This is a genomic window from Bacteroides sp. FSHCM14E1, from assembly GCF_019633785.1.
GTDB classification, from domain to species: domain Bacteria; phylum Bacteroidota; class Bacteroidia; order Bacteroidales; family Bacteroidaceae; genus Bacteroides; species Bacteroides hominis.
This window is the reverse complement of the sequence record NZ_JADKYL010000003.1, coordinates 401,790-424,799: the sequence shown is the minus strand read 5'-3', so window position 1 is coordinate 424,799 and position 23,010 is coordinate 401,790. Positions and strand designations below refer to the sequence as shown.

At 46.8% G+C, this 23,010-nt stretch carries 14 protein-coding genes; 8 read left to right on the top strand and 6 right to left on the bottom strand.

What is annotated here, in order from left to right; genetic code table 11:
* Positions 1-16: 16 nt before the first annotated feature.
* The gene (locus ISX59_RS07310; RefSeq protein WP_005822786.1) at positions 17-1,030 is read left to right on the top strand and encodes a GNAT family N-acetyltransferase; all 1,014 of its coding nucleotides are present in this window, start codon (positions 17-19) and stop codon (positions 1,028-1,030) included.
* Here the strand turns inward: ISX59_RS07310 and ISX59_RS07305 are convergent.
* Entirely contained in the window at positions 1,002-2,330 is a 1,329-nt protein-coding gene (locus tag ISX59_RS07305; protein WP_032531048.1) for a deoxyguanosinetriphosphate triphosphohydrolase, read from the bottom strand. The two genes, ISX59_RS07310 and ISX59_RS07305, sit on opposite strands and share 29 nt — an antisense overlap.
* A 101-nt stretch (positions 2,331-2,431) precedes the next feature.
* Between ISX59_RS07305 and dut the strand changes: the two genes are divergently transcribed.
* From dut to ISX59_RS07280, 5 genes are all read left to right on the top strand, one after another.
* On the top strand, positions 2,432-2,866 hold the full coding sequence (gene dut / locus ISX59_RS07300) for a dUTP diphosphatase (RefSeq protein ID WP_032541624.1): 435 nt from the start codon (positions 2,432-2,434) through the stop codon (positions 2,864-2,866).
* Between the two features lie 30 nt (positions 2,867-2,896).
* On the top strand, positions 2,897-4,654 hold the full coding sequence (locus ISX59_RS07295; RefSeq protein ID WP_032540396.1) for a tetratricopeptide repeat protein: 1,758 nt from the start codon (positions 2,897-2,899) through the stop codon (positions 4,652-4,654).
* A gap of 8 nt (positions 4,655-4,662) precedes the next feature.
* On the top strand, positions 4,663-5,238 hold the full coding sequence (locus tag ISX59_RS07290) for a DUF4292 domain-containing protein (RefSeq protein WP_005779240.1): 576 nt from the start codon (positions 4,663-4,665) through the stop codon (positions 5,236-5,238).
* Positions 5,235-6,548, top strand: a complete 1,314-nt coding sequence (locus ISX59_RS07285) for a murein hydrolase activator EnvC (RefSeq protein WP_032540391.1) — start codon at positions 5,235-5,237, stop codon at positions 6,546-6,548. The genes ISX59_RS07290 and ISX59_RS07285 overlap by 4 nt, the downstream gene beginning before the upstream one ends.
* 71 nt (positions 6,549-6,619) lie before the next feature.
* A complete protein-coding gene (locus ISX59_RS07280; RefSeq protein WP_220575780.1) occupies positions 6,620-10,609 on the top strand; it encodes a hybrid sensor histidine kinase/response regulator transcription factor in 3,990 nt (1,329 codons plus the stop codon).
* Between the two features lie 310 nt (positions 10,610-10,919).
* Here the strand turns inward: ISX59_RS07280 and ISX59_RS07275 are convergent, their stop codons facing one another.
* The 5 genes from ISX59_RS07275 to ISX59_RS07255 form a co-directional block, all read right to left on the bottom strand.
* Complete coding sequence (locus ISX59_RS07275; RefSeq protein ID WP_032536458.1) at positions 10,920-11,996, bottom strand: family 43 glycosylhydrolase; 1,077 nt, start codon at positions 11,994-11,996, stop codon at positions 10,920-10,922.
* A gap of 192 nt (positions 11,997-12,188) precedes the next feature.
* Complete coding sequence (locus tag ISX59_RS07270) at positions 12,189-13,355, bottom strand: glycoside hydrolase family 76 protein (protein WP_032536501.1); 1,167 nt, start codon at positions 13,353-13,355, stop codon at positions 12,189-12,191.
* Positions 13,356-13,638: 283 nt separating this feature from the next.
* Positions 13,639-15,423 (bottom strand): glycoside hydrolase family 2 protein, encoded by a 1,785-nt coding sequence (locus ISX59_RS07265; RefSeq protein ID WP_220575779.1) that lies wholly within the window; start codon positions 15,421-15,423, stop codon positions 13,639-13,641.
* Between the two features lie 116 nt (positions 15,424-15,539).
* Positions 15,540-17,576: a beta-L-arabinofuranosidase domain-containing protein gene (locus tag ISX59_RS07260; RefSeq protein ID WP_032536456.1), complete on the bottom strand. Its 2,037-nt coding sequence runs from the start codon at positions 17,574-17,576 to the stop codon at positions 15,540-15,542.
* A gap of 36 nt (positions 17,577-17,612) precedes the next feature.
* Positions 17,613-19,676: a beta-L-arabinofuranosidase domain-containing protein gene (locus ISX59_RS07255; protein ID WP_005812097.1), complete on the bottom strand. Its 2,064-nt coding sequence runs from the start codon at positions 19,674-19,676 to the stop codon at positions 17,613-17,615.
* A 277-nt stretch (positions 19,677-19,953) separates the two neighbouring features.
* Between ISX59_RS07255 and ISX59_RS07250 the strand changes: the two genes are divergently transcribed.
* A complete protein-coding gene (locus ISX59_RS07250) occupies positions 19,954-21,060 on the top strand; it encodes a family 43 glycosylhydrolase (RefSeq protein ID WP_220575778.1) in 1,107 nt (368 codons plus the stop codon).
* 101 nt (positions 21,061-21,161) lie between these two features.
* A complete protein-coding gene (locus ISX59_RS07245; RefSeq protein WP_220575777.1) occupies positions 21,162-22,976 on the top strand; it encodes a glycoside hydrolase family 2 protein in 1,815 nt (604 codons plus the stop codon).
* The last annotated feature ends 34 nt before the right edge of the window (positions 22,977-23,010 follow it).

The following is a 23,010-nucleotide window of genomic DNA, read 5'->3' as shown; positions in this document are numbered from 1 at the left end:
ACTACTAACAAAGTATATGGAAGAAGTTATTGAACCGGTAAGCAAGGAGCTGATTAAAGCTGAGTTGACTGAAGACAAGCGGCTACGTATGACCAATAAGAGTAATAACCAGATATATATTATTACTTATCAGGATTCTCCCAATATTATGCGGGAGATCGGGCGTTTGCGTGAGATTGCTTTTCGGGCAGCAGGAGGCGGTACGGGATTATCGATGGATATCGATGAGTATGACACCATGGAGAATCCGTATAAACAATTGATTGTCTGGAATCCTGAAGCAGAAGAAATTCTGGGAGGTTATCGGTACATTCTGGGGACAGACGTACGTTTTGACGAGCATGGTGCGCCGGTTCTCGCTACTTCACACATGTTTAATTTCTCGGATAAATTTGTGAAGGAGTTCCTGCCTACGACTATTGAACTTGGACGTTCGTTCGTTACGTTGGAATATCAGTCAACCCGTGCCGGAAGCAAGGGATTATTTGCCTTGGATAATTTGTGGGACGGATTGGGAGCATTGACAGTAGTTATGCCGAATGTGAAATATTTCTTTGGTAAAGTAACCATGTATCCCAGTTATCACCGTCAGGGGAGAGACATGATTCTGTATTTCCTGAAGAAACATTTTGGGGATAAAGACGGACTCATTACCCCGATGAAACCGCTTGAGATGGAAACAGAAGAGGCGGAACTGGCGAGAATCTTCTGCAAAGATTCATTTAAAGATGATTATCGGATACTGAACGGTGAGATCCGTAAGCTTGGCTTTAATATCCCCCCTCTGGTAAATGCTTATATGAGTCTGAGCCCGACTATGCGTATGTTTGGCACGGCTATTAATTATGGATTTGGAGATGTGGAGGAAACCGGTATCCTGATTGCTGTAGACGAAATTCTTGAAGAAAAGCGCATGCGTCACATCGAATCGTTTGTTAAGAACGATCCGGAAGACTGCCAGATAACTTCCGGTGTAAATAAAGTTTTCACTCCGAAAGTGGTTACACCGCAGGAAGACTGTTCCCGTTAATTTTACGATAAAGATCCAGGGCAAAGACATCGGTCATGCCCGAAATATAATCAAGCACCGCCTGTACTCTTTCGTAGAGTGCAGGCGCTTTTATATTATATTGCCCTGATACGCGGTTAATAAGCAGCTGTGAATAGGCTTTCTCCGGCGAAGTGACAGCATCTATCATTAATTCAAGGAGCGTGTTGATGACCCGGAAACCTGCTAACTCAATGTCCAGTACGTCCCGTGAACGGTAAATCTTCTTAAACGATACTTCCGAGCAATGTTTGTATGCTTTTTCCGGACGCTCCGAGATGTGCTTGATAAGAGGTCCTTCAAATGTGCCGGAAAGGATTTCGGTTTCGTTATCTAAGAATGCCCGGGTACATTCCTTGATCAGCAGGCCAATGACAGAAGAACGGAGGTAGGCTATCTGTTCGTTTGTGTCGTTGACAATGTTGAACGTTTTACGAATACGTGATTGGCGTTCCTCTGTGAAATAAGCCAGAAGCAGCTCCTTAGTCTCTTCCGTAGTCAGGATTTTCAACTTGTGGGCATCCTCGATATCCATCATTTGGTAACAGATGTCATCGGCTGCTTCTACGAGGTAAACTAATGGATGGCGTACGTATTTTAATGGCTGGTCACTAATCTGGATAAGTCCCAGTTCCGTTGCGATGCGGCGGAATCCTTCTTCTTCGGTCGTGAAAAAACCGAACTTGGACTTGTTTCCTGCAAGGCTCGATGAAAAAGGATATTTGACAATAGAAGCCAGGGTAGAATAAGTTAGTACGAATCCCCCTTTCCGGCGTCCTTCAAACTGGTGTGTCAATAAGCGGAAAGCGTTGGCATTTCCTTCAAAATGTGTCAAATCATCCCATTCCATCGGTGAAAGCTGATCTTGCAGCCGTGTTCCTTTACCTTCCGAGAAGAAAGTGGAAATCGCTTTTTCGCCGGAGTGTCCAAAGGGAGGGTTACCCAAATCGTGTGCCAGGCAGGCGGCAGAAACAATAGAGCCTATCTCCGGCAGAAAAGAGTCTTGTAATTGGGGTTGCCGTGTGAGGATCGCTTTTGATACATCATTGCCCAAAGAGCGTCCCACGCAAGATACTTCAAGGCTATGCGTCAATCGGTTGTGAACAAATATACTGCCCGGGAGCGGAAAAACCTGTGTTTTGTTCTGTAACCTTCTGAAAGGGGCAGAGAAAACAAGGCGGTCGTAGTCCCGCTGAAATTCCGAACGGTTTTCCTGACGCTCCTCGTGAAACTCTTCCATGCCGAAACGTTTAGCTGAAATCAATCTTTTCCAGTCCATCATGATCTTTACAATTGGGTATTTGCACATTATTTAACTGCAAAAGTATGAATTTTAGGCTCAAATTGCGTATTTTCGCCCGTTAAATAGTAAACATACTGAATATGAACGTACAAGTAATCAATAAATCGAAGCATCCGCTTCCGGCATATGCAACCGAACTTTCTGCAGGAATGGACATCCGCGCTAATATTTCCGAACCGATTTCTTTAGATCCGATGCAACGGTGCCTGGTTCCTACAGGACTGTTTATCGCTCTTCCACAGGGATTTGAAGCGCAAATTCGTCCTCGGAGCGGACTGGCTTTGAAGAAAGGGATTACTGTCTTGAATTCTCCCGGAACAATTGATGCCGATTATCGTGGGGAGATTTGTATTATCCTGGTGAATCTTTCGGCTGAGACGTTTGTCATTGAAGATGGGGAACGTATTGCACAGATGGTGATTGCACGTCATGAGCAGGCGATGTGGCAAGAAGTAGAGATTTTGGACGAAACGGAACGGGGTGCAGGTGGCTTCGGGCATACCGGAAGAGGATAGAAGTTCGATTGAATCAATAATTGTAGTAAAATGAAGATAGATAAATTGCTTTTCGGAGTGCTGTTGCTTCTGTTTGCCTCCTGTGGTTCATCCCGTAAGGTGGAGAAACCGTCAGGGCAATCTGCCGTTCAGGAGATAAAACTCGCTCCGGAGCAGCAACGTAAATATGACTATTTCTTTCTTGAAGCATCACGTCTGAAAGTGAAAAAGGAGTATACGGCCGCCTTCGACCTGTTACAACATTGTTTGGCTATTAATCCAACCGGTTCGGCAGCTCTATACGAGATTTCCCAGTATTATCTTTTTCTTAAACAAGTGCCGCAGGGGCAGGAAGCATTGGAGAAAGCAGTTGCTTATGCTCCTGATAATTATTGGTATAGTCAGGCATTGGCCAGTCTGTACCAACAGCAGGATCAGAAAGAAAAAGCGATCGGAATACTCGAAAAGATGGCGACACGTTTTCCCGCTAAACAAGATCCGTTGTTCAACCTGCTCGATTTATATAATCAGAAGGAAGACTATGGCAAAGTTATTTCTACCCTAAACCGTATAGAGGAAAAAATGGGGAAGAATGAGCAGATTACAATGGAGAAGTTTCGTATCTATCTGCAAATGAAGGATGACAAAAAGGCTTTTGAAGAAATAGAGAGTCTGGTCAATGAGTATCCGATGGACTACCGCTATCAGGTGATTCTGGGCGATGTCTATATGCAGAATGGCAAGAAGCAGGAAGCTTATGATACTTATAAGAAAGTACTTGCCGCAGAACCGGACAATCCGATGGCATTGTTTTCATTGGCTTCGTATTACGAGCAGACCGGACAGAAAGAACTGTTTGAACAACAGATGGATACTTTGCTACTGAACCGGAAAGTTCCTTCGGATACAAAGGTGAATGTGATGAGGCAGTTTATCGTCCAGAGCGAACAGGAGGGAAAAGACAGTACACAGGTTATCGGACTGTTTGACCGGATGATGCAAATGGATATGGACGACGCGCAAATTCCGATGCTTTATGCACAGTATCTACTATCCAAAGGGATGGAGGCACAGTCTATTCCGGTATTGGAACAAGTAGTACAGATAGATCCTACCAATAAAGCTGCACGCATGACTTTATTAGGTTCCGCCATCCGAAAGAATGATTATGAACAGGTGATTAAGATCTGTGAGCCGGGGATTGAAGCAACTCCGGATGCCTTGGAGTTTTATTTTTATCTGGCTATTGCATATAATCAGGCCGAACGTTGGGACGATGTACTGGAAGTCAGCCTGAAAGCACTGGAACATGTCACTCCGGAGAGTGACAAGCAAATGGTCTCCGATTTCTATACAATTACGGGTGATGTATATCATACCAAAAAGTTGATGAAGGAGGCGTATGCAGCGTATGATTCGGCTTTGGTATACAATCCGTCCAATATCGGTGCACTAAATAATTATGCTTATTATTTATCGGTAGAGCGCAGGGATCTCGATAAGGCGGAGGAGATGAGTTATAAAACCGTAAAAGCCGCACCGAGCAATGCGACCTATCTGGATACTTATGCCTGGATTCTTTTTGAGAAAGGAAACTATGCTGAGGCCCGTATCTATATTGACGATGCCATCAAGAATACCAAACCGGAAGAAGAGAGCAGCGTGGTGTTTGAACATTGCGGGGATATCTATTTTATGACCGGTGACGTAGAAGGTGCCTTGAAATATTGGAAGAAAGCACTCGAACTGGGTACTGAATCGAAAACACTTAAACAGAAAATAGAAAAGAAGAAATACATTGCGGAATGAGAGGATGTATGTTTAAGAAATCTGTTATCAGACAGTCATACCTGCTGCCTTTACTACTTTTGGTAATGCTGCTTGCGGGTTGTAAAACATCGAAGGTTGTCAAGACCGCACCGGTGGAACCGGCTTACCTTTCGTCTAAGCTGCAGCTGACAGTGCCTAACAAAAACGGCAGTATTACTGTAAGTGGCAGTATGAAAATGAAAAGTGGCGAACGGATTCAGCTGTCTGTCCTGATGCCGGTATTCCGTTCGGAAGTAATGCGCATGGAGGTCACTCCGGATGAAGTATTGCTGATAGACCGTATGAATAAACGTTATGTACGGGCAACCCGTGATGAACTGAAAGAGTTATTGCCTGAGAATGCCGATTTCGACCGGTTAGAGAAACTTTTGTTCAAGGCTTCCCTTCCGGGAGAGAAGAAAGAGCTTACAGGACGTGAATTGGGGATTCCTTCTTTGGAGAAAGCCAAAGTGAGACTGTCTGATTTTTCGACCGCCGAATTTGAATTAATCCCCACCGAGGTATCATCCAGATATACTCAGGTGGCATTGGAAGACTTGCTAAAAATGCTGATGAAACTATGAACCGCTTTCTTTTGATTCTGGTAAGCTGTCTTTGTTTGACAACTGTTGTTTCAGCTCAGTCCAATAAACTGATTAAGGAGCTGGAGAGTAAGCGTGGTGCCTTGCAACAACAGATTGCGGAGACTGAGTCATTGCTGAAGAATACGAAGAAAGATGTAGGCAGTCAGTTGAACGGGCTTGCCGCCCTTACCGGGCAGATAGAGGAGAGAAAGCGCTATATCATTGCCATGAACAATGACGTAGAGGCTGTCGGTAGAGAAATCTCCGGATTGGAGCGTCAGCTCAGAGGGCTTCAGCGTGACTTAAAAGATAAAAAGAAGAAATATGAGTCATCCGTACAGTACTTGTACAAGAATAAATCGGTTGAAGAGAAACTGATGTTTATTTTTTCTGCGAAAAGCCTTGGACAGACTTATCGGCGCCTCCGTTATGTGAGAGAATATGCCACTTATCAACGTCTGCAGGGAGAAGAGATCTTGAAGAAACAGGAACAGGTGAACCGTAAGAAGAAAGAACTTCAGCAGGTGAAAGCCGCTAAAGAAAACTTGTTGCGTGAACGGGAGGGCGAAAAGGCTAAACTGGAAGCACAGGAGAAAGAGAAACGTGAGATGGTGGCCAGCCTTCAGAAGAAACAGAAGGGGCTGCAAAACGAAATTAATAAAAAACGGCGTGAGGCTAACCAGCTGAATGCAAAAATCGACAAGCTGATTGCAGAAGAGATAGAGCGTGCCCGCAAGCGTGCCGAAGAAGAAGCTCGCCGGGAAGCAGCTGCCCGCCGGAAAGCGGCTGCCAAAGAGGACAAGACCTCCTCAACGGGAAGCGGCACTGTTCCGGCAAAGAAAAAGGCGGCGCCTCTGGAACGTTTCACTATGAGTAAGGCCGACCGGGAACTTTCGGGTAATTTCGTGAGCAACCGGGGCAAACTGCCGATGCCTATCACAGGTCCTTACATCATTACCAGCCATTACGGACAATATGCCGTGGAAGGATTGCGTAATGTGAAACTCGATAATAAAGGAATTGATATACAAGGCAAGCCGGGTGCACAGGCACGTGCTATCTTCGATGGTAAAGTAGCAGCCGTGTTCCAGTTGAACGGGCTTTTTAATGTACTGATACGTCACGGGGATTACATTTCGGTATATTGTAACCTCTCGTCTGCTTCTGTGAAATCCGGTGATACGGTAACCACCAAGCAGGCTATCGGTCCGATTTTCTCAGACGGCAGTGACAATGGGCGGACTGTCCTTCATTTCCAACTGCGCAGAGAGAGGGATAAGTTGAACCCCGAACCGTGGTTGAACCGGTGACGCTTTCATTGGGCAAATAGGCACATACATAACAACAAGTCGTTTTTTTTAATCTTAAATGAATACAACACATGCGGATCATCACTCTACTAATTACTTTATTTGCTTTTGGGATAACACCGTTGCAGGCATTCTCCTATTTCTCTTTTAAGAAGTATCAGGTAGAAGACGGATTATCACATAACACAGTCTGGTGTGCCATGCAAGACAGCTATGGCTTTATTTGGCTGGGCACGAGCGACGGTTTAAATTGTTATAACGGGCGGGGCAACAAGGTTTACAGGAATATCCTGAATGATAAGTTCTCGTTGGAGAATAACTTTGTGCAGGCGCTTTTTGAGGAAGAGAATCAGAATATATGGGTGGGAACCAACTGGGGACTTTATATTTATGACCGGGAACATGACCGTTTCAGCTATTTCGACAAGAAAACCCGCTATGGAGTCTTTATCAGCAGTGAGATTAAGAAAATCATAAAGACCGAGAGCGGATTGATCTGGATTGCCACTTTGGGGCAGGGATTGTTTGTCTATGATCCCAAGACCGATGTGCTGACACAAAACAGCCTTCAGACTTCTTTTGTATGGGATGTCTGTGAAAGTAACTCCCGCCACATTTATGCTTCTTCCTTACAGGAGGGCTTGCTTTGCTTCGATGAGAGCGGCAAATTTCTACAGTCTTATCCTCTTTTATCCGCGGGGAATAATCCCGATAATTACCGCATTAACTGTTTGCTCGATATTCGTAGCGATATTTGGTTCGGAGCCGGAAGCAATCTGCTGTATTGCCTGAACGAGCGCACCGGAAAGCTGGACAGTTATAATGCCTCCCATCTGAATTTCGGTGTTATCCGCTGCCTGCTGAGTTATTCGGAAACAGAACTTCTGGTAGGCACTGACAACGGGCTTTATCTTTTTGACTTGCGTGATAAAACTTTTTCGCGGATCGATAACCCGTCAGATCCCAGAAGCCTGAGTGACCAGTCGATCAATGCGATGATGCGTGATGCGGAAGGTGGAATCTGGGTACTGACCAATCTCGGAGGAGTGAATTATCTGGCTAAACCTACCAAAAGATTCGACTATTATCCTCCTGTCTACCGGGATGGGGGGGTAACTGCCGGGAAAGTGGTAGGTCCTTTCTGTGAGAATGCCGCAGGAAATATCTGGGTGGGTACCCGCGACGGTTTATGTTTCTTCGACGTGTCCACTCATCAGTTGACCGCTTATCCGATCGGTGGGAAAGCAGACAAGAAATATGACATACGCTCTTTGTTGCTGGATGGTGACCGTCTGTGGATAGGCACTTATGCCGAAGGGTTGAAGGTACTCGACCTCCGGACCGGGCATGTGAAGTCGTACAATCATCTGCAGGACACCCCGAACACGATTTGCAGTGACGATGTTCTGGCTGTCTACAAAGATCGCAGTGGAGATATTTTTGTCGGGACCAGTTGGGGGCTGTGCCGTTACAATCCTCAGGAAGATAACTTTTCAACCATCACTACGGTAGGATCGATGGTATCTGTGGTCGATATTCTGGAGGACATGTATGACAATTTGTGGATTGGCACATCCAACAGTGGGGTGTTCCGCTTTAACACACGGAACGGACACTGGAAACATTTCCAGCACGAAAGGAATGATTCGACTACCATTACCAACAACTCCGTGATTACACTGTTTGAGGACCTGAAAGGTACCATGTGGGTTGGTACGAACGGTGGAGGACTTTGTTCATTTGATCCGAAGACGGAGACATTCGTTGACTTTGATCCGGACAATACCATATTGCCCAATCGGGTCATCTACTCCATCGAGCAGGATAAGACGGGCGATTTCTGGATATCAAGCAATGCGGGACTGATAACGATTAACCCGATCACCAAGCAGCATTTCCGCCAGTTCACGGTCAATGACGGTCTGCAAGGTAACCAGTTCACTGCCCAGTCATCTTTGAAGACGGCAAGCGGCAAGCTCTATTTCGGCGGAATCAGTGGGTTCAATTCTTTTGTTCCCGACCAGTTCATGGATAACCAGTACATCCCTTCTGTATATATCACCGAAATACGTCTGCCCTATACGACAGATGAACGGGTGGTACAGGATATTCTTCATCTGGAAGAGCCTCTTTATCGTGCCAAGACCATTACGTTGCCTTACGAATATAATACTTTCTCGGTTAGCTTCGTTGCCTTGAGTTACGAAGATCCGTTGAAGAACCGTTATTCCTACCGCTTGAAAGGGGTGGACAAAGAGTGGGTGGTCAATTCAGAACTGAATACGGCTTCTTACACCAATTTGCCTCCTGGCAAATATGTGTTCGAAGTAAGAGGCTCGAATAATGACCATAAGTGGAATGACCAGACTACCTCTCTCCTGATTGTAATCACGCCTCCATGGTGGCTGACTACATGGGCATACTGCATCTATACGCTTCTTCTGATCGGACTTGCCTATTATGCAGGCTGGCGATGGAACCGGCATGTGAAGAAGAAGTATAAACACCGGATGGAAGAGTATCAGACTGCGAAGGAGAAGGAAGTCTACAAATCAAAAATTAGTTTCTTCATCAATCTGGTGCACGAAATCCGCACTCCGTTGAGTCTGATCCGTCTTCCTCTTGAAAGGTTGCTGGAAGATAAACGAGAAGGACGGGATGCCAAGTACCTGTCGGTGATCGACCGGAATGTTAATTACCTTTTGGGAGTCACCAATCAACTGCTTGATTTTCAGAAGATGGAGAACGGCGGAGTACAGTTGAATCTGAAGAAATGCGATATCAATCAGCTGGTAAGCGATGTTTATGGGCAGTTTACAAGCCCTGCCGAACTGAAAGGCATCTCGGTGATGCTTGATCTCCCGGAAGGTGAGATCTTTGCCTCGGTGGATCGCGAAAAGGTCTGTAAGATTATTGTCAACCTGATAGGTAATGCGGTGAAATATGCCCAGAGCCGTATCGACATTAAATTGGCATCTTCCGGTGAAGGTTTCCGGGTTTCGGTGAGCGATGACGGTCCGGGTATTCCGGATGGAGAGAAGCAGAAAGTGTTTGAGGCCTTCTATCAGGTGAAGGACGGTAAGTCGGGTGCGGTGGGTACAGGCATCGGACTGGCCTTCTCCAAGTCGTTGGCCGAAGCACATCATGGTACGTTAAGTCTTGAGGACAGCGTGTATGGCGGTTCTTCTTTCGTGCTCACTTTGCCTTGGGGTGAGGAGGTGGCTTCTGAAGAGCCCGAAGTGCTGATACCGGAAAGTCAGAATCCGGTTGCCGAAGAATCGGTTGCCGAGGCGCCGGGCAGTAAGTTTACCATCCTGCTGGTAGAAGATAACGTAGATCTGTTGAATCTGACGCGGGAGTCACTGAGCACCTGGTTTAAAGTCCTAAAAGCCCAGAACGGCCGGCAGGCGCTTGAAGTGCTTGCCAATGAAACGGTAGACGTGATTGTCAGCGACGTGATGATGCCTGAGATGAATGGTTTGGAGTTGACGGCTAAAGTCAAGACAGATATTGAATACTCCCATATTCCTGTCATCCTGCTGACGGCAAAAACTACGTTGGAAGCTAAGGTTGAAGGTTTTGAGTATGGAGCGGACGTGTATATCGAAAAGCCGTTCTCCATCCGCCAGTTGCACAAACAGATTGAAAACCTGCTGAAGTTGCGCCAGTCGTTCCATAAAATGATGACCGAATTGTCCGGCAACAGTGGAGCTTCGCCCGTCAGTCTCGTAGAATATTCCGTTTCGCAGAAAGATTGCGAACTGATGGCTAAAGTGCGGGCAGCTGTTGAGGTGCAGCTCTCTGATGAGCATTTCTCTGTCGACACATTGGCGGAGTCCCTCAATATGAGCCGTTCCAACTTCTATCGCAAGATAAAGGCACTGGCCGGCATGCCGCCCAATGACTATCTGAAGACGATCCGCCTGAACAAGGCTGCCGAATTATTAAAAAACGGGGTACGCATTACTGACGTGTGTGAGCAGATCGGTTTCAGTTCTTCGTCTTATTTTGCCAAATGCTTTAAGATTCAGTTTGGAGTGTTGCCCAAGGATTATCATTGATCATCTTCTGCGATGAATAATATTTTACCAAAACATTTGCTGAAAGATGGCTTGGTCCGGCTTTTCGGAGACCTCCCGGAGAAGGGGGGATTTACGTATACGCGCAGGCAAGTTTGCGCATATACGCAGATTTATTTCCGTCTATGCGTAAATCCGAACCCTTCAGAAAGGCGTTTTGTGGCGTTTTTTGGGGGAGAAAGAGTTATTAGGGCGGAGAGGGGGTAGCGGTACCCCCTGTTCCGCTGTTATAGATAGAAGTCGGGATGATTCTTAATTTTTATAAATTAAATATCGGCCGGAGAGGTGTCTTTCACTTCTCACTAATCCCTTCTTTGCGAGGTTTTCCCAGGAGAGGCATTCCATCGGCATCCCAGCTTATTTTTTGCAGGCGTGGACTGCGTGAGTCTGTTGCGCCCGGAGCGTCATTCGGGATTCTTCGGGCATGATAAAGCATATACCACTCCTTTCCGTCCGGCGAAGGTACGAAAGAAGGGCTGCCCGGTCCGAAGACACTGTCTTCGGGTTGTTGTTCAAAGACAGGCGTGTCCAGCTTCTTCCACGATGCTGCGTCTGTCAGGTCGCTGCCGGCATCGGCAGTCAGCAGTCCGATGCAGTAATAAGGGGTCCAACTTCCACTTGCACAGTAGTATATCAGCACTTTGTCCTTGTTTTTCGACTCAAAGAACTGTGGGGCTTCGTTGACGTGGATCGGATAGGCCGTTTTACTGCCGTCGGGCGAAATCCATTGACGTTCCCATTCATACTCCGGTTCCGAAATCATCACCCTGTCCGACGAGAGTGTCCATGGATTCTCCATCTTGGCTATGTAGATGCATTGGGTTTCGGCCTCGATCCGTTGTTTGGGCCATCCGCACCAGATGAGGTAGCGTTCACCCCGGTGCTCAAACGTACTGGCATGGATTGCCCAGTTATCGTCTTTGTCCGTTTTGATCCGCCCTTTCATCACGAACTCACCCTCCAGCGGGTTGGCTGAGACATTTTCGATCACATAGATGTGGTGATTGTCCATATTGCCGTCGTCCGCGGCGAAGTATACGTACCATTTTCCGTCAATCCGGTGTATTTCCGGTCCCCAAAGGTGATACGAGCTGGATACCTCCTTCGGTATCCACACCTCTTTCCGGGTTGCATGCTCCAGATCGGTGATATCATTCGTTTCCCAAAGGATGATTTTATTCTCGGCTCCTTGTGTATAGTAATACTTGCCTTCGTGAAAAACAGCCCATGGTTCTGCTCCCACGGGCAGTAGGGGGTTGGTATAGGTGGCTCCGGAAGGGACCTCCTTGGATACGGGAGCTTTTTTGTTTTGACAAGCCGGACAGCAGATGAGTGCCAGCAAGAGCAACGGGATATGTATGAGTTTCATAGGCTTGGGGTTTACAACAACGTTACAAATATAGATACCTTTTGAGGGGGCTGAAGGCGGAGAGGGGCAAGTTTAGGCTATTTTAACGTGAATCGGTCAACCATGCGGAGGGCACAGAGTCCCACAGGGAATCTATTTCTTAGTAAAACAAGAGATTAACACTTTGTGGAACTCTGTGGTGGGCCGATGGCGTTAGAGCTCGCTGATTTCCGAATACAGCTCAATCATGCAGGAGTTTTCCAGCAAGCTTTTGAACTTGTCTTTACGGTTGCCCGACCAGTCATTGTTCAGCAATCCGTTTTCGTCACGGGTATACTGCCAGGCATAGTCCGCATTGTCTATCATGGCTTTCACGTATGTATCATTTTTATCAACCTCGTAAAGAGCTTTCAAGCCACGGAAGAGGATGACGTTGAACCACGGACTTGACGGAAAGAACTTCATTTCTCCTTTTACCGTAGGCTGCGGTTTCAGGAAATGCCGGCAGGCACCTTTGGCCGTCTGCTGTGCGTCTTTCAGGTACTGTTCGTCGCCGGTAGCCTGATAGAGTAATACGCCTGCTTGGATCATCTGTCCGCTGTTGTACGTATATTTGGCATAACCGATTTTTCCTTGCAGATTTTTATTGTCCCAGTAGACAAAATCAGACGGGTCACGGAGGTTATCACGTGTCCACTGGTAAGTTGCCTTGGCTTGGTCGAGGTATTTTTTCTCTTTGGTCAGTTTGTAGAGCTTCATGCAGAGAACTGTTGCAGGAGCATTCGAACAAGTATTCTTTGATTCCTTTTTCTGTTCGCACCAGTAGATACCGCCTCCCAGATCGTCCGACCATCCAGAATAGATGTAATCGTGCAAGGCAATGGCCTTCTTCAGGTATTCCTTATTCTTTGTGGCTGCGTAATAGTCGCAGAAGTCAATCGCTACCCAATCATTGTCGTCGTAGTAACGGTCATTCTGGCCGGCAAAGGCGGGATAAGACTGATAACACTCCGGTTGGCGGGTAGTATCCCAGTACAAGTCGAGTCCGGGCTTGATTTGTTTGTCCATCAGTTTCTTGTACTTTTTGTCGCCGGATGTTTTATAGAGCGATACACAGCCTGACACCATTGCCGAATAAGGCCACAGGAAGGATACTTCTTGTTGGGTAACCTCTGAGCCGGTGTTGGCTGTATACGTAATTTGTTGATTCGGATTTCGTGGATAAGTTTCCATCAGCAATCCATACTTTTTTACCTCATAGAGAGACAGTACCCGTTGGAGGAGTGAATCGGCTCTTTGAAGGTAGACTTTACCTCCCAACTGTGCCGACAAACAGGCAGGAACCAGCAAGAAGGTGAGGGCAATGAATGATTTTCTCATACTTATATTCAAATAATGGCGATCGGTGGTCGGGCAGGTGGCACGGCGTTCATAGGCGTTAATCCGGTGAGCGGGCTGTGCGACTTGACAATAACTCAACTACTGATTCGCATAAACAGTAAAATTGTAGATTGCAGTCGAGAGCTTCCCGGGGTGCAAGGACCTTTTCACCACAGGTTACACAGGTTATTCATTAACCATTCGTGACTTAGAAGTCACTCTGTGTTACCCTGTATCCTCTGTGGTGAGTTTTGGTACATCCCCGGGCGCGAGGCTCCCTTCTTTACTTTATTTTCTCGAAGATAGCTTTGATCCGTTTCATATCCAGTTTGGGAGTACGGTCGTAATAGTAGATACCGTTCTTCTCCTGTTCCACGTCGGTCAGCTGTGTATAGCAGAATCCCGTCACGTGCGGTGAGTCGATAAAGGCATCGATCTGACCTTCCAGACGTTTGTAGAATGCTTCTGCATTTTCCGGCATGCCTCCGTATCCCCATGAATTTTTCCGGTCTTTCTCTGCCATCCAGGGGATATCTCCGAACTCGTCAACCATGTAAGGTTGTCCTTCGTAAACAGCCAGAAAGTCTTTGTCGCGTGCATTACGATAAGGCTCTTTGCCCTCTTCCATCTTTAACTGTTCCGTCAGTTTGACACGATCCTGTTCGTAGTTGTGTACACTCCAGATATCTGTTATCACGTGATTGTCACCACTGGCATCATTTACCGGACGGGTCGGGTCGATGGCTTTCGTGATGTTGTATACGTCGCGGATCAGGCGAACATAAGCATCCGGACCGCCACCCCAGGTTTCGTTAAAAGGAGTCCAGGTCACCAGCGAAGGGTGATTCCGGTCACGGACTACGACTTCACTCCATTCGCCCAGGAAGTTACGGGCAGCCAGCTCCTTGTTTACATCCAGCATCCAGCTTGCCGATTCTCCCCAAGTGATGTAGCCTAACTTGTCGGCCCAGTAATAATATCTCTCTTCGAAGACTTTCTGGTGGAGGCGTGCCCCGTTGAAACCGGCTTCTTTACCCAGTACGATATCGTTCTTCAAAGCTTCGTCACTCGGAGCTGTCCAGATACCTTCCGGATAGAATCCCTGATCGAGTACCAGACGCTGGAAATAAGGCTGGTTATTCAGGTAGAAACGTCCGTTGGCTGTGTGTACTTTACGCATACCGGCGTACGATTTTACTTCATCCACTACGTTGCCTTTGGCATCCTTTACCTGATAAACGAGGTCGTACAGGAACGGAGATTCCGGCGACCACAGTTTCATATTCTTAACCGGCAGAACCACTACTGAACTATTGGCACAGTTTACGCTCTTTTTGCCCACGGTTTTGTTTCCGTCTTTTAGAGTGACTTCCAATGTGTTGGCTGATTCATTGTAAAACTCCGGTTCGATGACCAACTGCTTTTGGTCGATGTCCGGACGGACGAATACCGATTTCAGTCCATTGGCTGAAACGGCCTCCATCCATACGGTTTGCCAGATACCGGTAGTACGGGTATATGAGCAACCTCCCGAATAGTAGTTACCACATTGTTTTCCTCCGGTCTGGAGTCCGGAGCGGAGGTCGTCCTGTACAAATACTACCAGGTTATGAGTCTTTCCGGGTGTAACATAACGGGTCAGGTCTACAGCGAACGAAGATGAACCGCCGAAGTGACGCTGTACGAACTTACCGTCGATAAAAATCTCCGCGCAATAATCTACGGCACCGAAGTTCAGGAAGATTTTCTTTCCATTCCAGTCCGATGGAATGGTGATGTTGCGCTGATACCACATCTGTTCGATGAAATCGGTATAGCCCACTCCCGAGAGTTTGCTTTCCGGACAGAAAGGTACCGTAATGCTTTTATCAAATTTCTCTGCCGATTGCAAGCGGCGGTCTTTTCCCGACTTTCCAAAATCAAAATCAAATGTCCAGGTACCGTTCAGGTTGATCCACTGTTCTCTTTCGAACTGTGGACGGGGATACTCCGCTCGCGGAGTATCTGCGCTGAAACAAGACCAACTGTTCAGCATGAATAGCATTGCTGCTGCTAAAAGTTTTTTCATTGTAATTGTGTGTTTGAAGCCTCTTTCCCTCCCTATCCCTTCCCACAGGGAGAAGAGGAAAGAAGGCTTATGTGTGAATATTAAGTTGTTTTTGTTATCACTGTTTGTTGCGGAAATCAATGGGAAGCTCCTACTACCGGAAATTCCGTTATTCTTAAGGTAGTGCATCCGTAAGGAATCAATGTGATCTCTGTTTCCGGTCCCTCACCTCCACTACAGAAAGAATAGGGTTGAGGCCCTGCCATCTCGTTGTAAAGTTTCCATGACGGTATCAGCCTTGCCTTCATCCGTATCTCTATCGGAGCATTTTCTTTATTCCAGGGGAATATGTAAGATTGCTTTTCCGGATGAATCGTTACCCGGGCATGTTCATTCGCTTTGCTGCGGTTGAAGTCTACCAGACCGTAATTCCATGGTTCTGTTGGAGTCACTGCATAATAATACGGGCCGTACCAAGGTTCCTCAAACTTTTTCTTTTCCCATTTCTCTTCCATCTTCAGGGCAAATACCAATGGGCCACGTTCAATGGCTACCGAATTTTCATACCAGGTATCGGCAGTGACTTCCATCGGCAGATGTAGTTCCACGCGGTCTCCTTTTTTCCAGATACGGTCTACAACAGCCATCCGTCCACCTTCCACATGCTGAAGAAGCTGGCCGTTGACTGATATACCGGCTTGTTTGCACCATTTGGGGATGCGTAACTGAAGGGCAAAGTTGACTTCTTTCCGTTTCTTGTCCATAGATTGGAGTGTGAAACTGATTTTATCATCCATCGGATAGTAAGTGTCTTCACGGAAAGTCACCATGCAGCCTTCTGCTACCTTGGCCGTCACCTCCGATGGGGCATATGCTGTAACAGCCAGTCCGCCATCCGGTGTGGCATACCAAAGGCTCTGCGTGAATTTGGGCCATCCTTGGTGCATGTTCGATGCGCAACAAGGATATCCTGTCAATAGTCCGAAACAGTTGTCCGTTCCTCCATGATCCTGATCGAAGTTGCGGCGGTGGCGTGTCACCATTACCTGATTAGCTTGCTGGAAATATTGTTTCGTCATGAAATCGTCAGAAATCTGGGTGGGCAGTGCATTGAATGCAATCCTTTCCAGATGGTCGGCGAAGTCGATATCTCCCGTGATCTCTACCATTTTCTCCAGCGAATACATCAGTTCCACTGCCGAACAAAGTTCGGAACCCTGAGTTGGATTATTGCCATGCAAAGCTTCGTCACCGCCATACATTCCCTGGGGCTGACCGTGAAACTGGCGAATATCACTGAAAGCACGTTTCACTGCATCGAGATATGCCTTGTCCGGTTCTTGTTGATAATAGATGACAGGTTCTTTGATGCCTTGCGCCAGGTTGACGCAATGAATTGTGTTGATGCGTCTCAGGTCACCCCGGTTCACCATGTCTACAAAACTAAAACTCTGTTTATGGATCAGTTTGCCAAGATCAAGGAGGAACGAATCTCCGGTGATATTATAAAGCCAATACACAGCCTGAAGATTATCACAAGCACGGAATTCTGCCCAAAAGGTCCAGTTGCCCAGTGGTTTTTCCGGTAAAGTTTTCAGTTGGTAGCGGAAATAGTTGGTCATGAACCTGATAACCCGCTGGTCATTGGTGGCGGAATAATATTGTTGAAGTATCTTTAACATTACCATGCGTGGCCACCAGTCGTGTGAGTTGTCCCGTTGTATGCCGGCTTCTCCCGGATAGTCTTTGGCCGGGCCAAAGAATCCGTCTTCCCGCTGGCTATTTAAAGCCCATTCTATCCAGGGTTGTACTTTGGCCTTCAGCTGTGTGTCGTCCAGAAGGTATGCCAGTGGGAGTAATCCGTCAATCCAATACGGTCCTCTTTCCCATTGGTCACCGTCGCCGCCGAGCCAACCGTTGCGCTCGCCCATCACTAACGGATACAGTTTGTCCATTTGTCCGGTAGCCCCGTTTTTCTGCCTGACCAGCATTTCCTGCAGCCATCCTTTAGCTTTGATACTGCCCAATGGCAGTTCCATAAAAGGCTTGCGCACCAACGGATAGCGGTTGTTGGTATAATTTTCGGGGGTATCGGCCCGGAGCCCGCTTCCTAAAGAAGAGAAGCAGAGACTCAGTCCGATAAGCAGATATGTAAACGTATTCTTTTTCTTCATGAGTGTTTTTCTATTAATGTTTGGGTACAGAAAGTTTTATTCTCTGGTGTTCGGGAAAGCGGAAACACGCAGCCTGGCTGCTCCCATCGGTATCAGTGTAATTTCCTCTTTTTCTCCTTTCGGTGCATCCATTTCAGGGAGTTCGCTGCACAAATCGTATTGGTCGATGATCCATGAAGGAACTTTCCGTCCGATGGCTTTTACTTCAATCGGTGTACTTGCTACGGTGAACGGGAAGTTATCTGCCGGCCATTCTTTGCGTACTACTTTAAAGTCTTTCAAAGGTTTGTCCTTGCCGAGTACCAATGCGTAGTTCCAAGGAGTTTTTGCATAGATCTCGTATGTCGGCCATTGGCTGGCGTCGGCGCCTTCCTGCCATTTGGAGTCACCGATAGCCGTAGCGCGGCTGTCCTTTTTCACATAATCTTCGTCAATTTTCAGTGACATTGTCAACGGACCGTAGTCTACGCTTACACTGTTTTTGTTCACTTGCCATGTACGCATCGAAAGTTGCATCGGCAGCTGAATTTCCACTTGGTCATTGTCTTTCCATTCGCGATGGATGCAGGCATATTGTCCGGCTTCGGGGTTGGCCGCTACCTTTTTGCCGTTAACAAAGATAGTCGCACCCTCTGTCCATGAAGGAATTCTCAGGTAGAAGGGGAAACTTACTGCTTTCGGAGTATTCACCGTAAACCGGATCGTTTCCTCAAAAGGATAGTTAGTCTGTTCGTGAAGAGTTATTTCGTTTCCGTCACCCACTTTCACTGTTGCTTTGCAGGCAGCATACATAGCGGCTGCTATACCGTTATCCGGACTGGCCAGAATCAGATGTTCGGCATAGTAAGGCCATCCCTGTGCATGATTGTGCTGGCAGCAACGGCTACTGAAGGGATTCATTGCCAGGAAAGGTCCCCGGTTATCGATGCCCGGATGATGGTTCTTTGAGTCACTGACAGTTTGATTGGGACAAGTGATATAACGCAAACCCTTGAAGTCCGGCATTACGGCAGCCGGATAACTGTTGAATGCCACCTCTTCGCAGTGTTCTGCCCAAAAAGGATCGCCGGTCATACACAGCATCAACTCGTCCGAGGCCATCTGTTCCACCAATCCGCAGGTTTCTACTCCCTGGCGCGGGTCAATTGATCCCATACGTGCATTTTCATCGGCACCGAACATACCGCCCGGCACTTGTCCGAAAGTACGGCGGATCAGGTTGTGCACATTATAAGATGCTTTCAGCAGGGTCGAGTCTCCCGTCATCATATAATAGGTAGCCGGTTCGCGGAAACACTGCGCGATGTTCACGTTGTGCCAGTTTGGCAATGCCGACGGACGGGTCCAGTCTGCTGTGTTACGGTGTATTTTCTCAGCCAGTTCCAGTAAGAACTGATCTCCTGTACGGTTATAGAGCCAATATACGCTTAACAGGTTGTCCCCGCCACGGCTGTTCTCCCAATAATCTTCCAGAAACTGTTCATCCGGTACACTCAGTTGCCATTTGAAGTAATTGGTCATCAGGTCAATAACCCGTTGATCATTTGAATATTCGTAATAGGATTGAAGACACCAGAGCATGATCATCTGTGCCCACAACTCTCTTTTTCCGTTTCGTTCGTTGATAGGACCGAAATATCCGTCAGGCTGTTGGCTGGCAAATGCACCTTCAAGCCATATCTTGGCCTCGTCGATCATTTTCTGATCCTTTAATATATAGGCCAGGTTTCCATATCCTTTCAGCCAGTAGGGAACCTCTTCCCATCCATGGTCTCCTCCTTGGGTCAGCCAGGCATTGTTCTCCTTACCCAGCCATGCGCTGATTTCATTCAGATGCCCCGTCAGTCCATCTTTCTGTAGTTCCAGATATTTCTTTAACCATCCTTCGGGTTGGATACTTCCTACAGGTAGTTTAATGAAGTTCATCGGTTTCAGTGGCAGGCGGTTTCCTACATAATTTACGTTGGTTTGTGCACAGTCGGGCCGATTCACTATAGCTACTGCCGACGATGATTGATCGGAAGTGCACGATGCTGCCAGTAATCCGGCGGTAATCAGGATTCCTGCCAGGCCTCCTTTCAGATTTTTCATCTTTTTCATGTTTGGGTGTTTTTACTTATGGTTATTATTTAGGGGTTATTTCGATACAAATCAGTAGCTTCGTCTGATATCATGCTACAAAGTTTGTGAATTCTGCATGAAATGTGTGAAACAAACTATTCAATAAATAGCAATTACTGACCAATAAGATGTGAAATACAGGTTCAGTGAACAATAGGAGCATAAAAAGAACAGTTTCTTTTGTTTATTGAGCAGTATTTATCCCTTTATTCAACGAAAATGTTTTTTCTTTGTAGCATCTTAATAACGAAAAGCTATGAAAACAAAGATCTACCTGCTATTTATTACTACCTTATTCTTCTGCGCCGGTTGTGGAAACAAGAACGGCGGGCAGAAACAGAGGTCGGTAAGTGCAGCAAAGGATACATATGTAAATCCTTTGTTTCCGGAAGGAGCCGATCCGAGTGCTCTGTTCCATAATGGCAAGTATTATTATACACATGGGACAGAAGATAAAATCCTGCTTTGGGAAACGTCTGACATTACCGATATGGCTCACTCTGTTTGTAAAATGGTGTGGCGTCCGGAAGATCCGTCCAATTGTTGTCACCTCTGGGCACCGGAGATTCATTATATAAATGATAAATGGTATATTTATTATGCTGCCGATGATGGCAATACGGACAACCATCAGTTGTACGTACTTGAAAACTCTTCTCCCGATCCCATGCAGGGTAAATTTGAAATGAAGGGGAGCATTATGACCAATCCCGAATGGAATTGGGGTATACAAGCCACTACTTTCGAACATAAGGGAGTTCGTTATTTAGCTTGGTCCGGTTGGCCCAAGAGAAGAACCAATGCTGAAACTCAATGTATCTATATTGCCCGGATGAAAAACCCGTGGACACTTGACTCTCCTCGTGTCTTGATATCCAGACCCGAATATGAGTGGGAACGCCAGTGGGTAAATCCGGATGGTAGCCGTACGGCTTATCCTATTTATGTGAATGAAGGACCTCAGTTCTTCCATTCGAAGGATAATAAGACATTGATTCTCTATTATGCCGCCAGTGGTTCATGGTCACCTTATTATTGCATCGGAATGCTGACTGCCGATGCCGAAAGTGATCTGCTCGATCCGGCCTCTTGGACAAAAAGTCCGGTTCCGGTATTTCAGCAATCGTTGGAAAACGAAGTATACGGTCCGGGTGGTCTCTCGTTTGTTCCGTCGCCCGATGGCACGGAGTGGTATATGATTTACCATGCCCGTCAGGTAACCAACGGAGATACCGGTAGTCCTGAGACCCGCAATCCGCGGATACAGAAAATAGGATGGGATGCTAACGGAATGCCCGATTTAGGGATTCCGGTTCGTGCAGGAGTCGCCTTGCCGAAGCCTTCGGGTATTCCCTTGAAATAAAATAGTTATTTAGAACGTTTTTCCTTAGTTTGACAGGTAGCCGACTACCTGCCCCGGGGAACGTATTGCGTAATCAATAGGTTAAACATAATTTTAAGACAATGAAAAAGAGCATTTTAATTGCAGTTCTGACAGCGTCGATGGCTACTTCCGCTTTTGCACAATGGAAACCGGCAGGAGACAAAATCAAGACAAAGTGGGCTGAACAGGTAAACCCTGAGAATGTACTGCCCGAGTATCCGCGTCCGGTAATGGAACGGGGAGAGTGGAAAAACCTCAATGGTTTGTGGAATTATGCCATCACAGAAAAGGGAGCCGTTCCTTCGGCTTATGAAGGACAGATCCTGGTTCCTTTTGCCGTAGAGTCCAGCCTTTCAGGTGTTGGTAAGAAAGTAAGTCCCGATGAGGAACTCTGGTATCAGCGTAACTTCACTGTACCTGCCACTTGGAAAGGTAAAAAGGTGATGTTGAATTTCGGTGCTGTAGACTGGAAAGCCGATATTTGGGTGAATGATATTAAAGTAGGGCAGCATACCGGCGGATTTACTCCTTTCTCGCTTGACATTACAGCTGCTTTGGCTGCTAAGGGAGACAATAAGCTCGTAGTGAAAGTATGGGATCCGACAGACCGCGGACCTCAGCCTCGCGGCAAACAGGTGAACCGTCCCGAAGGTATCTGGTATACGGCCGTGACAGGTATCTGGCAGACTGTTTGGATGGAACCTGTGGCCGAACGTCATATAACGAATGTTCGTACTTCTTCGGATATCGACCGAAAGAAACTGACCGTAGATGTTGCTACCAGCACCGGTTGTCCTTCCGAAGTTATTGAAGTGAAAGTGTTCGATGGCAAACAATTGGTTGCTACCGGAAAAGGACTGAATGGCCAGACCATCGACATTCAGATGCCTGCCGATGCAAAATTGTGGAGTCCTGCCTCTCCGGCTCTCTATTCCATGCAGATAGCTCTGTTGAATAATGGTAAAGTGACTGATAAAGTAGACAGTTACACAGCTATGCGTAAATATTCTACCCGCCGTGATAAGAACGGGATTGTACGCCTGCAACTGAATAATGAAGATGTGTTCCAGTTCGGTCCGCTCGATCAAGGATGGTGGCCCGACGGATTGTATACAGCTCCGACAGACGAGGCATTGGTGTATGACATCCAGAAAACCAAAGATTTCGGATTCAATATGATCCGTAAGCATGTGAAGGTAGAGCCGGCACGTTGGTATACACACTGCGATAAACTGGGTATCATTGTATGGCAGGATATGCCGAACGGCGACCGTGAACCGGAGTGGCAGATGTATAATTACTTCACGGGTAACGAGCTGAACCGTAGTGAAGAGTCGGAACATATTTATCGTAAAGAGTGGAAAGAGATCATGGATTATCTGTACAACTATCCTTGCATCGGTGTATGGGTTCCGTTCAACGAGCGTTGGGGACAGTTCAAGACCGAAGATATTGCGGCATGGACAAAGAAGTATGATCCTTCACGCTTGGTGAACCCGGCAAGTGGCGGCAATCACTTCCCTTGCGGTGATATTCTTGACCTGCATCATTACCCCAATCCGTCACTCGACTTCTACGATGCCGGACGTGCTACCGTGTTGGGTGAATATGGCGGCATCGGCCTGGCATTAAACGAACACCTTTGGGAACCGAATCACAACTGGGGATACGTAAAGTTCAATTCTCCGGAGGAAGTAACGAAACAATATGTTGAGTACGGTAATGAATTGTACCGGTTGATTCAGCGAGGTTTCTCGGCTGCTGTCTACACACAGACCACTGATGTGGAAATGGAAGTGAACGGACTGATGACATATGACCGTAAGGTGATTAAGGTGAATGAAGCCCAGGTGAAGGCTATCAATACCAAGATATGCAATTCTTTAAATAAGTGATTAGAGTAGGGTGTCGATAGGTACACAAGTTTTT